A 13502-nucleotide genomic window follows, 5' to 3' on the forward strand; every position below is an offset into this window, starting at 1 on the left:
GCATGAGCGCGAAAATTACAACCGATTTCGCGCCATCGCCCCGGCAAATGCGGAAATCACGCCTTTACCAGCGCAGCAGCACCGCGCCCCAGGTAAAGCCGCCGCCCATGGCTTCCAGCATGACCAGATCGCCCTTCTTGATACGTCCGTCACCGGCGGCAACGGCGAGCGCCAGCGGAATGGAGGCGGCCGAGGTATTGCCGTGCTGATCGACGGTGATCACGACCTTTTCCGGGTCGATGTTGAGCTTCTTTGCCGAACCGTCGATGATGCGCTTGTTCGCCTGATGCGGCACAAGCCAGTCGAGATCGTCGGACGTCGTCCCCGTCGCCTCGAAGGCCTGTTCGATGACGTCGGTGATCATGCCGACGGCGTGCTTGAACACTTCCCGGCCTTCCATGCGCAGATGGCCGACCGTGCCTGTGGTGGAAGGTCCGCCATCGACATAGAGCTTTTCCTTGTGCGAACCGTCGGAGCGAAGCTGCGCCGTCAGGATGCCGCGATCGGCAGAGGTGCCCTCGCCTTCGCCAGCCTCCAGAACCAGCGCGCCGGCGCCGTCGCCGAACAGAACGCAGGTGGTGCGGTCCTTCCAGTCGAGAATGCGCGAGAATGTTTCAGAGCCGATGACCAGAACGCGTTTGGCCATGCCGCCGCGAATATAGAGATCGGCGGTAGAGACGGCATAAACGAAGCCGGAACAGACGGCCTGCATGTCGAAGGCAAAACCATGGGTCATGCCGAGACGATTCTGGATATTCACTGCCGTTGCCGGAAAGGTGTTGTCCGGAGTGGATGTCGCCAGAATGATGAGGTCGATATCATCGGGGGTCAGGCCGGCATTGTCGAGTGCAGCACGGGCCGCAGCTTCGCCGAGCGAAGCGGTCGTTTCGCCTTCGCCGGCGATATAGCGCTGCCGGATGCCGGTGCGCTGCACGATCCATTCGTCGGATGTTTCGACGACACCTTCGATTTCGCTGTTGGTCATGACACGCTTCGGAAGCGCTGCCCCGAAACCACGGACTATAGAGCGGATCATTCCCTTATTCCTCGTCAGCCACGAGAGCTTCGGGCGCCGGGGGCGGAAGCCGTCTTGCGTGGTAAATTTTCAGATCGTTTTCAATCTTGGCCGTCAGGCCATTGTGAACCATGTCGTAGCCGACATCGACGGCGGAGGCAAAACCGACTGCATCCGTGCCGCCATGGCTCTTGATGACAATGCCGTTCAGGCCGAGAAACACGCCGCCATTGACCTTGCGCGGGTCCATCTTTTCCCTGAGCACATCGAAGGCGCTTTTCGCCAGGATATAACCGATCTTGGCGAAGAAGCTGCGGGAGATCGCTTCGCGCAGCAGCGTGGTGATCTGGCGGGCGGTGCCTTCGGCGGCCTTGAGTGCGATGTTGCCGGTGAAACCTTCGGTCACCACCACATCCACCGTGCCCTTGCCGATATCGTCGCCTTCGACGAAACCGCGATAATCGATGGTGGCGAGATCGGCCTCGCGGATCAGACGTCCGGCCTCACGCACCTCTTCCTGGCCCTTGACCTCCTCGACGCCGACATTCAGCAGGCCGACGGTGGGACGGTCGATATCGAAAAGCGCGCGCGCCATGGCGCCGCCCATCAGGGCGAAATCCAGCAGCTGCTGGGAATCGGCGCCGATGGTCGCGCCGATGTCGAGCACGATGCTTTCACCCTTCAGCGTCGGCCAGATGCCGGCGATTGCCGGGCGTTCCACCCGCGCCATGGTGCGCAAACAGAATTTCGCCATGGCCATCAGCGCACCGGTATTGCCGGCGGAAACCGCGACATCGGCTTCGCCGAGCTTCACGGCTTCGATGGCGCGCCACATGCTGGAGACGTAGCGGCCACGGCGCAGCGCCTGGCTCGGCTTCTCGTCCATGCTGACCGAGACTTCACAATCGTGGAAGACCGACTTTTCCCGAAGTGCGGGATATTGTGCCAGAATGGGGTCGCATTTGCTCTTCTGCCCGTAGAGCAGAAAAGTTACATCGTTGTGCCGTTCAAGCGCCTTGGCAGCACCGGGTATGGCAACATCTGGGCCGAAATCGCCACCCATGACGTCAATTGCAATTCTGATCACTCGTCCCTTATCCTTCTTGCCGCCACTCAAGCGGATTTCGCGCGAAAATACCTTTTCCGGCTTTTGTTACAATAAAATTATTTCAGCCCGGCCGGGCCATTCAGTCTTTTTTCCAATCTTTCAGCACGGCAAAAGGCGACGGACGCTTCTCTTCCCCGGGCTCCCTGTCGGCCGCTTCGGGAAATTCCGCATCCGGTTTGCGCGGATAGGGATCGATCGCGAGCGCTGCAAATTCAGCAACCACGGCGCCGACATCGATGCTGTCGCCGGTGAACTGGTCGGGAATGTCAGGGCCATCGGGATCGAGCACGATCTCACCTTCCTCGTTGGTCACCATCCGCGCCAGTTTCGAACCTTCCGGAACGAAAATCTGTTCGACGGGCTCGTCGATCTTGCTTGAGATCGGCTCCAGCGTGACGACGCAGGATTGCGTTACCGCCGCATGCACTTCGCCCTTGATCTTCACGCCATCCTTCTTCCAGCGGGAAACCTGCAGCTCCGCTTTCAGATATTCGACGGAAACCACATTCCAGAATTTCGCCAGCGCCTTCAGTTCCTCGGCACTGGCCTCGAGACCAATCCTGACCGGATTGGCGGAAATATGGCCTACCTTTACGGGATAGGAAAAAGGCAGGTCGTCATTTGCAGGGTGTCGCGCGTTCATCGTGAACCTCATCGTCCAGGCAGGGGCAGCGTCAGGCTTCCGGTTGCGATTGTTTCTTCGGACTGGGCGGCAAGTTGCGTGGATGCGTCCATCATCCAACCTGCCAGCCCCTCCATCTCGGGGGCCTTCTCGTCTACCTGCGGATATATATTGCGCCGGAGCGCCGCGGCAAGGGCAATGGGGTCGGCAGCATCCAGCGCCGCCGCATAGGATTCAAGCCGCCCATAGAACATGCCGGCGAATTTCTTCATGCGTTTCGGCACGCCCTGATCGCCGATTCCCAGTTCGCGGATGGAATGATCGAGGTCCTGAAAAAAGGCGTCGACGATCTCCTGGGCAATTTCCTGTCCGCTGACATCGGAGGATTTGGTGCGGCGAAAATAGAGAATCATGATGACCGACAGCATCTCGAAGCGGCCCATGACGGTATCGGGAACGCCAAGGTCGAGATAAAAGGCGGGCGTACGGGCAGCGGCCGTCAAAGTCGCATATTGCCGGTCGACAATGGCGCGATTGTTGTTTTTCTTCTTGAACAGCCCGAATATCATCGTTTTTTTTCCGAACCGGACGGGTGAATTCGCTTACCGCCCATCGCACTTGTTGCATGATCGTCAAAGCTGGTTTACCGAAGCATCCACGAATTGCAATGCTGTCGCGGTCACGTTCGTCTTTCGCCTGAAACAGTCGAAGAGAACCGGAGGAGTTCCAAAAGACCGGGAAAGCATTGAATTTGGGGAGTGACCGGGATTTTCCGTCCCCGGATTGACACAATCATGTGCACAGACACTGTGCACCACGCAATGCCGGAAGGTGCCATTCATGATCGCAGTCGGGGAAAAGCAGTTGAGCAAGCAGAAATCCGCAAGTCACGGCAAAATTCTGAGCAAGACCGCCATCGCAATCGTGCTCGCATCCGGCCTGCTTTCCGCCTGCACCAGCACCACCGATGTGTTCCATAACGGCTACGTCATGGACGAGCAGGCGCTGCAGCTGATCCCGGAGGGCTCCAGCCGCGAGCAGGTGCTGCTGACCATGGGCACACCTTCCACCACCGCGACTTTCGGCAACGAGGTGTTCTATTACATCTCGCAGAAGCGCGTGCGCCGCGCGGCCTTCCTGAAGCCGGCGCTGGTCGAGCAGAACATTCTCGCGATCTATTTCAACAAGGACGGCGTGATCGAGCGCAAGGCCAACTATACGCTGCAGGACGGCAAGGTCTTCGACACGATTTCGCGCACCACGCCGACGGGCGGCAAGGACCTCACTTTCCTTCAGCAGCTGCTCTCCGGCGGCACCTCGGGCGCCAATATCGCCAAGAGCATTCTCGGTCAGGGCAACAGCACCCCCTGATCGGAAGAAAGACAGTAAATTCAAAGGCCCGGGGATCGCTCCCCGGGCCTTTTTCATTCGTCGGAACCTTAAGCCCTCAGTGGGCAAGAACCGCCAGCAGCAGCAGCGCCACGATATTGGTGATCTTGATCGCCGGGTTGACGGCAGGACCGGCGGTATCCTTGTAGGGATCGCCGACCGTATCGCCCGTCACCGACGCTTTGTGGGCGTCCGAACCCTTGACGTGGCGCACGCCGTCCTTGTCGATGAAACCGTCTTCGAAGCTCTTCTTGGCATTGTCCCATGCACCGCCGCCTGACGTCATGGAAATCGCCACGAACAGGCCGTTGATGATGACGCCGAGCAGCGATGCGCCAAGTGCTGCGAAAGCCGACGCCTTGGAGCCGGAAATGGCCAGCACGCCGAAATAAACGACGAGCGGCGCCAGAACCGGCAGGAGCGACGGGATGACCATTTCCTTGATCGCCGCCCGTGTCAGCAGGTCCACGGCCTTGCCGTAATCAGGCTTTTCCGTTCCGGCCATGATGCCGGGCTTCTCGCGGAACTGGCGGCGCACTTCCTCGACGATCGAGCTTGCCGCCTTGCCCACCGCCGTCATGGCGATGCCGCCGAAGAGATAGGGAATGAGGCCGCCGAACAGCAGGCCGGCAACCACGTAAGGATTGGCGAGGCTGAAGGAAATCTCGCCAATATCCTTGAAGTAGGGATAAGTATCGCCATTGGCGGCGAAATAGGAGAGGTCATTGGCATAGGCGGCGAACAGCACCAATGCGCCGAGGCCGGCAGAGCCGATGGCATAACCCTTGGTGACGGCCTTGGTGGTGTTGCCGACGGCGTCGAGCGCATCGGTCGCCTTGCGCACGTCAGGATCGAGACCGGCCATTTCAGCGATACCACCGGCATTATCAGTGACCGGGCCGAAGGCGTCGAGCGCCACGATCATGCCGGCAAGACCAAGCATGGCGGTGACCGCGATGCCGGTGCCGAACAGGCCGCCGAGCTGGTAGGTGCCGATGATGCCGCCGACGATGACGATGGCCGGCAGCGCCGTCGATTCCAGCGAGACCGCAAGGCCCTGGATGACGTTGGTGCCGTGCCCCGTGACCGAAGCCTGGGCGATGGAATTGACCGGCCGCTTGTTGGTGCCGGTATAATATTCGGTGATGACGACGATCAGCGCCGTCACGACAAGGCCGACAAGACCGCAGAAGAAGAGGTTGGTGCCGGTGATTTCCATGCCGGCCACCGTGCCTACCACTCCCCAGCCGACCGTCGCATGAGTGGCAACCGCAAGGCCGACGACCGAGAAGACGCCGGTGGCGATGAGCCCCTTGTAGAGCGCGCCCATGATGGAGTTGTTGGTGCCGAGCTTCACGAAGAAGGTGCCGGCAATCGAGGTCAGGATGCACGCGCCGCAGATCGCCAGCGGATAGACCATGGCGCTTTCCAAAATCGGCGTTCCGGCAAAGAAGATTGCGGCGAGAACCATGGTCGCGACGACAGAGACGGCATAGGTCTCGAACAGGTCGGCGGCCATGCCGGCGCAGTCGCCGACATTGTCGCCGACATTGTCGGCGATGGTTGCCGGGTTGCGCGGGTCATCCTCGGGAATGCCGGCCTCGACCTTGCCGACGAGATCGCCGCCGACATCGGCACCCTTGGTGAAGATGCCGCCGCCGAGACGGGCGAAGATGGAGATCAGCGATGCGCCGAAGCCGAGCGATACCAGCGCGTCGATCACCTCACGCGAGCCGGCCGGGTGGCCCATGACCGAAGTCAGGATGAAATAATAGATGGAGACGCCAAGCAATGCGAGACCCGCCACCAGCATGCCGGTGATGGCGCCCGACTTGAAGGCGATATCGAGACCGGCGGAAAGGCTGTGCGAGGCGGCCTGCGCGGTGCGCAGGTTGGCGCGCACGGAGACATGCATGCCGACAAAGCCGGCGACACCTGACAGCACCGCGCCGATGAGGAAACCGATGGCCGCCATGGAGGACAGGAGATACCAGGCCAGAATGGCGACGATCAGTCCGACGATGGCGATGGTGAGATATTGACGGGTGAGATAAGCCTGCGCACCTTCACGGATAAAACCTGCTATTTCACGCATGCGCTCGTTGCCCTGATCGGCATCGAGAACGCTTTTGGTCGCCCATACCGCGTAAACCACGGACAGGACACCGCATAAAATCACTATGGGTATTACGGTCATGCGCACTTACCTCCCAAAAGGCCGGGTCTCACTCCCTCCCCGGCTCGGCGAAACCTTGTGCAAGGACGGGGGCGATCACACGCTCTCCGCGTCCTGTCTTGGCGATTCGTTCCCCTCCCAAGGAAGAATGACCTGCGCGGCAAGATTGCGTTGGCGAAAGGCGCGGCGTCAAGCCCACAAATTTGCCTGAAACATGAAAGGGGTAGAGCGCGAATGCGATCTCAGGCAGTGTTCCTGCGCGGCCTCAGCAGCAGCGCCAGGACCAGCACGAGGCAAAGCCCCGCAACCGGCCAGATAACGAGGTTCATGACCGACCAGCCCCATGCCGTGAACACCTTGCCGGACGAGAAGGACGACAGCGCCACCGTGCCGAAAAGCACGATATCGTGGAAGCCCTGCACCTTGTCCGCCTCGTGCGGACGGTAGCTCGAGGTGATGATGGCGGTTGCGCCGATGAAACCGAAATTCCAGCCGAGACCGAGCAGGATGAGCGCCGCCCAGAAATTCCACAGCTCGATGCCCATGTGGGCGACGACGGCGCAGGCCATCAGCACGACAAGGCCTGCCGCCACGATTTTTTCAGCACCGAATCGGGAAATCAGCATGCCGGTGAAGAAGCTCGGGCCGAACATGGCGAGAACATGCCACTGGATGCCGAGCGTGGCGAGTTCGGTGGGGAAACCGCAGCCGACCACCATGGCAAGCGGCGCGCCGGTCATCATGAAGGTCATCAGGGCGTAAGAACCGATACCGCAGATCATGCCGGTGACGAAACGCTGTGTGCGGACGATTTCCGACAGCGGCCGCGCCGCCTCGGCATGGGCGGCGGCGGCTTTGGGGTCGGGCAGCTTCAGAAATGCCAGAATGACGATCGAAACGATGCCAAGCGGAACAAGCGCCATGAAGGCGCCGGCGAAGGTTACCGGCGCCAGCAGGTCCTTGCCGAAGATGGCGAGCTGCGGCCCGACAATGGCCGAGATGATGCCGCCCGCCAGAATCCACGAGATCGCCTTCGGCTTGTAGAAGGATGGCGAAGCATCGGCGGCGGCGAAGCGGATTTTCTGGGTGAAGCCGCCTGAGATGCCAATCAGCAACAGGCCAAGGGCAAACAGCCAGAAATCGGAGCGGAAGAGCGCGAGCGCGGCAATGCCGCCGCCGATGGAGCACATCAGCGCCCCGACCATGAAACCCGCCTTGCGGCCGAGGAAGCGGGATGCGGCCGCCACACAGATGGCGCCCAGCGCAACGCCGATATTAAAGCCGGTGAGCGGCGCGGTCGCCAGCGACTTGTCCGCGCCGAGCAGCTGATAGCCGGCAAGCGCGCCGACCGCAAAGCTCATGGGCGCGGCCGATCCCATGATCGCCTGCGCCATGGTGAGGAGGAAGACGTTGCGTTTCGCCTCGTCCAGTTGAACTTCAAGTCCGGGGACGGAAACCGCGCTCATCTCTTCCTCACCTGTTTTATTTCAGCGTTTAGCCTCGCCGCGCACCTGCTTGGCGATGCGGTCCAGAACTGCATTCACCAGCTTGGGCTCGTCATGCTCGAAGAAAGCGCGGGCGATCTCGACATATTCAGTGACGATGACGGCGACCGGCACATCCTTGCGCTCGAGAATTTCGAAAGTGCCGGCACGCAGGATGGCGCGCACGGTGGCATCGAGGCGCGACAGCGGCCAGTCTTCCAGAAGGGCGGAGCGCACCAGCGGGTCGATCTTCGTCTGATCGCGCACGACGCCGGAAACGATGGAACGGAACCACGACGGGTCGGCCTTCAGATAGGTATCGCCGTCGACTTCCTGGCCGAGACGATGCGCCTCATATTCGGCGACGACTTCCATCACGCCGGTTCCGCCGACATCCATCTGGTAAAGCGCCTGCACGGCCGCAAGGCGGGCCGCGCCGCGCTGGTTGGCGGGCTTTACCGAGGGCTGGCGCGGTTCGCCGCCATTTTCAACATTCGACATGCGCTCAGCCACCCAGTTTCCGCTTAAGCTCGATCATGGTCAGCGCCGCACGGGCGGCAAAACCGCCCTTGTCCTTGTCGGAGCGCCGCACGCGCGCCCAGGCCTGCTCGTCATTTTCGACGGTCAGGATGCCGTTGCCGATCGGCAGCGATTCGCTGACGGCGAGATCCATCAGGGCGCGGGAGGATTCGTTGGCGACGATATCGAAGTGATAGGTCTCACCGCGAATGACCATGCCGAGTGCGACGAAGCCGTCATATTCGGTGCCGTCATTGTCCGCGCCGTCAAGCGCCATGGCGATGGCCGCGGGGATTTCCAGCGCGCCGGGAACGGTGATGACGTCATAGGTGGCGCCGGCTTCGTCGAGCGCGAATTTCGCACCTTCGAGAAGGGCATCCGCCATATCGTCGTAAAAACGTGCTTCCACGATAAGAAGATGGGGTTTGGACATGATATTTTCCTGAAAAGCTTGATGCCGGATCATACCGGCTTTTGCGGCGGTCAAACCACGGCTGGCCGTTTTTGGCAAGTAATTTCATGTGTCGGCGACGCGAGAGGCCGCGTCTGCAGGGCATTTAGCCGGGTTTTTGCGCTCCCGGCGCGCTTCCCGAGAATCAGGTTTTCTGGAAGGCCAGATGGACGCCGAGCCCCATCAGCACCGTTCCGGCAGCGCGGCGGGCGAGCACCTGCACCGCGCCGGAACGCTTCAAGCGCCCGACCATTGCGCCCGCCAGAAGTACGCCGACCAGATCGGCAGAGGAGAAAATGAAATTGACGGCGACGCCGAGGATCAGGAATTGCAGCCAGACCGGGAATGCGGCAGCCGGATCGACGAATTGCGGCAGGAAGGCGAGGAAGAACAGCGCGGTCTTCGGATTGAGCACATCGACGATGATGCTGTCGATAAAGGCGCGGCGGGCCGATTTCGGCTCGATGGTCAGATTGACCGCCTCCCCTTCGAGCTTGCTACGCAGCATCGAGAAGCCGAGCCAGATAAGATACAGCGCACCGCAGAGCTTTACCGCAAGATAAAGCCACGGCACCGCCTGAAACAGCACCGAAAGTCCTGCCGCAGAGGCAAAGATGTGGAAATAACAGCCGACATGGATGCCAAGCACCGCCATCAACCCGGCAAACCGGCCGCGCGCCATGGTCTGCGCCGCCGCATAAAGCATGGCCGGGCCGGGGATATAGGCAAACAACGCGGTGGTGATGAAAAAGGCTGTCAGCAGTTCGAAGGACGGCATGATGTATTCCCCTACCCCGTTTGGGCCTAAAGACGTCTTTATAACGTTTGCGCGCCAATCGGAAGCAAAGTGTCCGACAAGAATCGATCTGTCGCAATGTCAGACGACGGTAAGTCCTTCCATCATTCCGGCTCACGGCCGGAATGATGGAGGAGGAAGTGCAGCGGCCACAATAAAGGCCGAGCCTGCTCCTCAGCTTAAGTCGACGGAAATTCCGCAAGCCTTGCGGCGTAACGCGCCATGGTATCGACTTCGAAATTGACGAAATCACCCGGCTGGCGTTCGCCCCAGGTGGTGACAGCAAGCGTGTGGCGGATCAGCAGTACATCAAAATCCGTGCCTTCGACGGCGTTGACGGTGAGCGAGGTGCCGTCGAGCGCCACGGAACCCTTGGGCGCCACGAATTTCGCCAGATGTTCCGGCGCACGCAGGCGAATACGCACCGCCTCGCCTTCCGCTTCAACAGCCAGGATTTCCGCCCTACCGTCGACATGGCCGGAGACGATATGGCCGCCAAGCTCATCGCCGATCTTGAGCGCCCGCTCCAGATTGACGCGGGTGCCTTGTCTCCAGCCGGCAATCGTCGTCAGTCGCAGCGCCTCTTCCCAGGCCTCGACCTCGTACCAGCGCTCATTGCTGCCGTCTTCCGGCAATCTCGTCACCGTCAGGCAAACGCCGCCATGGGAGATCGACGCGCCCATATCGATGGTCTTGGGATCGTAATTGGTCGCCACGCGAAGACGAATGCCTTCGGCCAGGGATTCCAGCTCGGAAACGGTTCCGACGTCGGTGACAATTCCGGTAAACATCAAATCGGCCTTTCATAATCGAAGCAGCGATCCGGCCCGTAGGCGGTTTCGCTGACCAGAGCATAGTCGCCCGTGATATCGGCACGCTTGAGCGGCGTTTCAATGCCGCCCTCACCGATCACAACAGGGCTTTCGAACAGCATGATACGGTCCACCAGATCAGCTTCAAGGAATGATTTTGCGGCGTGAGCGCCGCCTTCGACCAGAAGTTCCGACATGCCGCTTTCGGCGAGGATGTGGAGGAGGTTTTCGAGCGACGGGGCTTCGAGGATCTGGACACCGGCGTCGGTCAATCGTTGGCGTCGGAGATCGCGGTTACCCCCCTCCGCCCTGCCGGGCATCTCCCCCTCAAGGGGGGAGATCGGCAAGGGGCTAGCCGCCCGCTCAAACCGCGCCTTCGGTTCATCCTCTCCGCCCGTCGATGCAGGGTGGAGCGGCGCTCCATCGATCTCCCCCCTTGAGGGGGAGATGCCCGGCAGGGCGGAGGGGGGTATCGCCGCGACGATCACGGGGACCTCCCGCGCCGTCTTCACCAGCTTCGACGTCAACGGTAATTCAAAATGTCGGTCGAGCACGATGCGGACTGGAGAACGACCCTCAAGACCGTCGATTCGAACCGTCAGCTCCGGATCGTCCGCAATCGCCGTCCGAATACCAACGAGGATGCAATCGCAGCGCGCCCGAAGTTCATGTACGGCACGGCGCGACTCGGGACCGGTGATCGCAATCTGCCCCTCGCCTTCCCTGCCGATCATGCTGTCGGCGGAAATCGCAAGCTTCAGAATCACATGCGGTCGTTTTTTCATCTGGCGTGTGAGGTAACCCGCCAGCGCCCGCTGGCCCTCCGCGTGTAGCAGCCCGGTTTCCACGGCAATGCCGGCGTCGCGCAATATCTGATAACCACGGCCGGAAACGCGTTCATCCGGATCGTCCACCGCCACCACGACACGGGCGACGCCGTATTCCACCAACGCATTGGCGCAGGGCGGGGTCTTGCCCCAATGGGAGCAGGGTTCAAGCGTCACATAGGCGGTGGCGCCGCGCGCCGCCTCGCCGGCCAATTCCAGCGCCTGCCGTTCGGCATGCGGGCGGCCGCCGATGGCGGTTACGGCTTCGGCGATGATTTGTCCGTCCTTGACGAGAACGCAGCCGACCGAGGGGTTGGTCAGCGTCTGGCCCTGGTGGCGAAGCGAAACCTCGATGGCCCGCGCCATGAATCTTTCGTCATCGGCACGGCTCGTCACATCTATGCTCCACCGTCCGTATCACGGGCGATCTTGGCGTTGATTTCGGCAATCACGTTCTCGAAATCCTCGGCATGGCTGAAATCGCGATAGACCGAGGCGTAACGCACGAAGGCCACGTCATCGAGGCTCTTCAGCGCTTCGAGAACCTGCAGGCCGATTTCTTCCGAGGGAATTTCCGTCTCGCCGGAGCTTTCCAGTCGGCGGGCGATGCCTGACACGGCACGCTCGATCCGGTCGCGATCAACCGGGCGCTTGCGCAGCGCGATCTCGAAGGAGCGCACCAGCTTTTCCCGGTCGAAGGGCAGCTTGCGGCCGCTTTTCTTGATGACCATCAGCTCGCGCAGTTGCACGCGCTCATAGGTCGTGAAGCGGCCGCCGCAATCGGGGCAGATGCGCCGCCGGCGGATGGAGGTGTTGTCCTCCGCCGGACGCGAGTCCTTGACCTGTGTGTCTTCGGAACCGCAGAATGGGCAGCGCATCGTCTTCTTTCCTTACATGTAAGGGTACATCGGGAAACGGTCCGTCAGGCCGACGACCTTTTCACGCACCGCAGCCTCGACCGAGGCATTGCCCTCATCCGAGTTGGCAATCTTCAGGCCATCGAGAACCTCGACGATCAGCTTGCCGATTTCGCGGAATTCCGCTTCCTTGAAACCGCGCGTCGTGCCGGCCGGCGTGCCGAGACGGACACCGGAGGTGACGAAGGGCTTTTCCGGATCGAAAGGAATGCCGTTCTTGTTGCAGGTGATGTAGGCGCGGCCGAGTGCGGCTTCCGCCCGCTTGCCCGTGGCGTTCTTCTTGCGAAGATCGACCAGCATCAGGTGGTTATCGGTGCCGCCGGAAACGACATCCAGACCGCCTTCGATCAGGGTTTCGGCCAGCGCCTTGGCGTTCTTGACGACCTGTGCGGCATAGTCCTTGAATTCCGGCTGCAGCGCTTCACCGAAGGCGACGGCCTTGGCGGCGATGACGTGCATCAGCGGGCCGCCCTGAAGGCCGGGGAATACGGCGGAATTGAACTTCTTGGCCAGATCCTCTTCGTTGGTAAGGATCATGCCGCCGCGGGGGCCGCGCAGCGACTTATGCGTCGTCGTGGTGGCGACATGGCAGTGCGGGAACGGCGACGGGTGCTGGCCACCGGCGACAAGACCGGCGATGTGGGCCATGTCGACCATCAGATAAGCGCCGACTTCATCGGCGATCTCGCGGAATCGCTTCCAGTCCCAGATACGGGAATAGGCGGTGCCGCCGGCGAGAATGAGCTTCGGCTTGTGTTCCTTGGCCTTGCGCTCGACTTCGTCCATGTCGAGCAGGTTGTCGCCCTCACGCACGCCATAGGAGACGACGTTGAACCACTTGCCGGACATGTTGACCGGCGAACCATGCGTCAGGTGACCGCCCGAGTTCAGATCGAGGCCCATGAAGGTGTCGCCCGGCTGCAGCAGTGCGAGGAACACGGCCTGGTTCATCTGCGAACCGGAATTCGGCTGCACGTTGGCGAAGTTGACGCCGAACAGCTTCTTGGCGCGCTCGATGGCGAGTTCTTCAGCGATGTCGACGAACTGGCAGCCGCCGTAATAACGCTTGCCCGGATAACCTTCCGCATATTTGTTGGTCATTATCGAACCCTGCGCTTCGAGCACGGCGCGGGAAACGATGTTTTCCGAGGCGATCAGTTCGATCTCGTGGCGCTGGCGACCCAGTTCCTTCTCGATCGCGCCGAAAATATCCGGATCGACTTCGGCAAGCGGGCGGGAGAAGAAAGCATCTGTGTTCGACATGGTGAAGGCTCCTGAAACAGTAATGCGATGGCGTCTTAGCGCCCTGCCCGGACAAGAGCAATACAGGCAGCGAGATTTGCCCGTCAAACTGCGACGTTGCGACAAAAAACGACAGTTGTTTTT

General features: G+C 61.0%; 14 protein-coding genes. 1 reads left to right on the forward strand and 13 read right to left on the reverse strand.

Going from position 1 to position 13502, the window contains the following annotated elements; genetic code table 11:
• Window positions 1–64: 64 nt before the first annotated feature.
• The 4 genes from N5D22_RS13250 to N5D22_RS13265 form a co-directional block, all read right to left on the reverse strand.
• The gene (locus N5D22_RS13250; protein WP_003520812.1) at window positions 65–1036 is read right to left on the reverse strand and encodes a beta-ketoacyl-ACP synthase III; all 972 of its coding nucleotides are present in this window, start codon (window positions 1034–1036) and stop codon (window positions 65–67) included.
• 4 nt (window positions 1037–1040) lie between these two features.
• The gene (gene plsX / locus N5D22_RS13255) at window positions 1041–2102 is read right to left on the reverse strand and encodes a phosphate acyltransferase PlsX (RefSeq protein ID WP_279655409.1); all 1062 of its coding nucleotides are present in this window, start codon (window positions 2100–2102) and stop codon (window positions 1041–1043) included.
• 100 nt (window positions 2103–2202) lie between these two features.
• Entirely contained in the window at window positions 2203–2766 is a 564-nt protein-coding gene (locus tag N5D22_RS13260) for a DUF177 domain-containing protein (RefSeq protein ID WP_279655410.1), read from the reverse strand.
• Between the two features lie 8 nt (window positions 2767–2774).
• A complete protein-coding gene (locus N5D22_RS13265) occupies window positions 2775–3314 on the reverse strand; it encodes a ubiquinol-cytochrome C chaperone family protein (protein ID WP_279655411.1) in 540 nt (179 codons plus the stop codon).
• Window positions 3315–3585: 271 nt separating this feature from the next.
• Here N5D22_RS13265 and N5D22_RS13270 point away from each other — a divergent pair, with 271 nt between their 5' ends.
• Window positions 3586–4116 (forward strand): outer membrane protein assembly factor BamE, encoded by a 531-nt coding sequence (locus N5D22_RS13270; RefSeq protein ID WP_279655412.1) that lies wholly within the window; start codon window positions 3586–3588, stop codon window positions 4114–4116.
• 76 nt (window positions 4117–4192) lie between these two features.
• Here the strand turns inward: N5D22_RS13270 and N5D22_RS13275 are convergent, their stop codons facing one another.
• From N5D22_RS13275 to glyA, 9 genes are all read right to left on the reverse strand, one after another.
• Window positions 4193–6331 (reverse strand): sodium-translocating pyrophosphatase, encoded by a 2139-nt coding sequence (locus tag N5D22_RS13275; protein ID WP_279655413.1) that lies wholly within the window; start codon window positions 6329–6331, stop codon window positions 4193–4195.
• 221 nt (window positions 6332–6552) lie between these two features.
• A complete protein-coding gene (locus N5D22_RS13280; RefSeq protein WP_279655414.1) occupies window positions 6553–7776 on the reverse strand; it encodes an MFS transporter in 1224 nt (407 codons plus the stop codon).
• A gap of 21 nt (window positions 7777–7797) precedes the next feature.
• A complete protein-coding gene (gene nusB, locus N5D22_RS13285) occupies window positions 7798–8295 on the reverse strand; it encodes a transcription antitermination factor NusB (protein ID WP_004441180.1) in 498 nt (165 codons plus the stop codon).
• A gap of 4 nt (window positions 8296–8299) precedes the next feature.
• On the reverse strand, window positions 8300–8779 hold the full coding sequence (locus tag N5D22_RS13290) for a 6,7-dimethyl-8-ribityllumazine synthase (protein ID WP_279655415.1): 480 nt from the start codon (window positions 8777–8779) through the stop codon (window positions 8300–8302).
• Between the two features lie 130 nt (window positions 8780–8909).
• The gene (locus N5D22_RS13295; protein WP_279655416.1) at window positions 8910–9542 is read right to left on the reverse strand and encodes a LysE family translocator; all 633 of its coding nucleotides are present in this window, start codon (window positions 9540–9542) and stop codon (window positions 8910–8912) included.
• A 197-nt stretch (window positions 9543–9739) separates the two neighbouring features.
• Complete coding sequence (locus N5D22_RS13300) at window positions 9740–10351, reverse strand: riboflavin synthase (protein ID WP_279655417.1); 612 nt, start codon at window positions 10349–10351, stop codon at window positions 9740–9742.
• Window positions 10351–11595, reverse strand: coding sequence for a bifunctional diaminohydroxyphosphoribosylaminopyrimidine deaminase/5-amino-6-(5-phosphoribosylamino)uracil reductase RibD (gene ribD, locus N5D22_RS13305; protein WP_279655418.1), 1245 nt, complete (start codon window positions 11593–11595; stop codon window positions 10351–10353). The genes N5D22_RS13300 and ribD overlap by 1 nt, the downstream gene beginning before the upstream one ends.
• Window positions 11596–11597: 2 nt before the next feature.
• Window positions 11598–12077 (reverse strand): transcriptional regulator NrdR, encoded by a 480-nt coding sequence (gene nrdR, locus N5D22_RS13310; RefSeq protein ID WP_003502218.1) that lies wholly within the window; start codon window positions 12075–12077, stop codon window positions 11598–11600.
• 12 nt (window positions 12078–12089) lie between these two features.
• Window positions 12090–13379, reverse strand: coding sequence for a serine hydroxymethyltransferase (glyA, locus tag N5D22_RS13315; protein WP_279655419.1), 1290 nt, complete (start codon window positions 13377–13379; stop codon window positions 12090–12092).
• Window positions 13380–13502: the final 123 nt, after the last annotated feature.

Source organism: Agrobacterium sp. GD03872, from assembly GCF_029840625.1.
In the GTDB taxonomy this organism is placed as follows: Bacteria; Pseudomonadota; Alphaproteobacteria; order Rhizobiales; family Rhizobiaceae; genus Agrobacterium; species Agrobacterium fabrum_A.

Excerpts from the sequence above, each read along its gene's own strand:
- N5D22_RS13275 (WP_279655413.1), bottom strand. The coding sequence starts at position 6,331 with ATGACCGTAATACCCATAGTGATTTTATGCGGTGTCCTGTCCGTGGTT.
- N5D22_RS13300 (WP_279655417.1), bottom strand. The coding sequence starts at position 10,351 with ATGTTTACCGGAATTGTCACCGACGTCGGAACCGTTTCCGAGCTGGAA.
- N5D22_RS13280 (WP_279655414.1), bottom strand. The coding sequence starts at position 7,776 with ATGAGCGCGGTTTCCGTCCCCGGACTTGAAGTTCAACTGGACGAGGCG.
- N5D22_RS13265 (WP_279655411.1), bottom strand. The coding sequence starts at position 3,314 with ATGATATTCGGGCTGTTCAAGAAGAAAAACAACAATCGCGCCATTGTC.
- nusB (WP_004441180.1), bottom strand. The coding sequence starts at position 8,295 with ATGTCGAATGTTGAAAATGGCGGCGAACCGCGCCAGCCCTCGGTAAAG.
- N5D22_RS13250 (WP_003520812.1), bottom strand. The coding sequence starts at position 1,036 with ATGATCCGCTCTATAGTCCGTGGTTTCGGGGCAGCGCTTCCGAAGCGT.
- N5D22_RS13260 (WP_279655410.1), bottom strand. The coding sequence starts at position 2,766 with ATGAACGCGCGACACCCTGCAAATGACGACCTGCCTTTTTCCTATCCC.
- N5D22_RS13270 (WP_279655412.1), top strand. The coding sequence starts at position 3,586 with ATGATCGCAGTCGGGGAAAAGCAGTTGAGCAAGCAGAAATCCGCAAGT.
- glyA (WP_279655419.1), bottom strand. The coding sequence starts at position 13,379 with ATGTCGAACACAGATGCTTTCTTCTCCCGCCCGCTTGCCGAAGTCGAT.
- N5D22_RS13290 (WP_279655415.1), bottom strand. The coding sequence starts at position 8,779 with ATGATCCGGCATCAAGCTTTTCAGGAAAATATCATGTCCAAACCCCAT.
- nrdR (WP_003502218.1), bottom strand. The coding sequence starts at position 12,077 with ATGCGCTGCCCATTCTGCGGTTCCGAAGACACACAGGTCAAGGACTCG.
- N5D22_RS13295 (WP_279655416.1), bottom strand. The coding sequence starts at position 9,542 with ATGCCGTCCTTCGAACTGCTGACAGCCTTTTTCATCACCACCGCGTTG.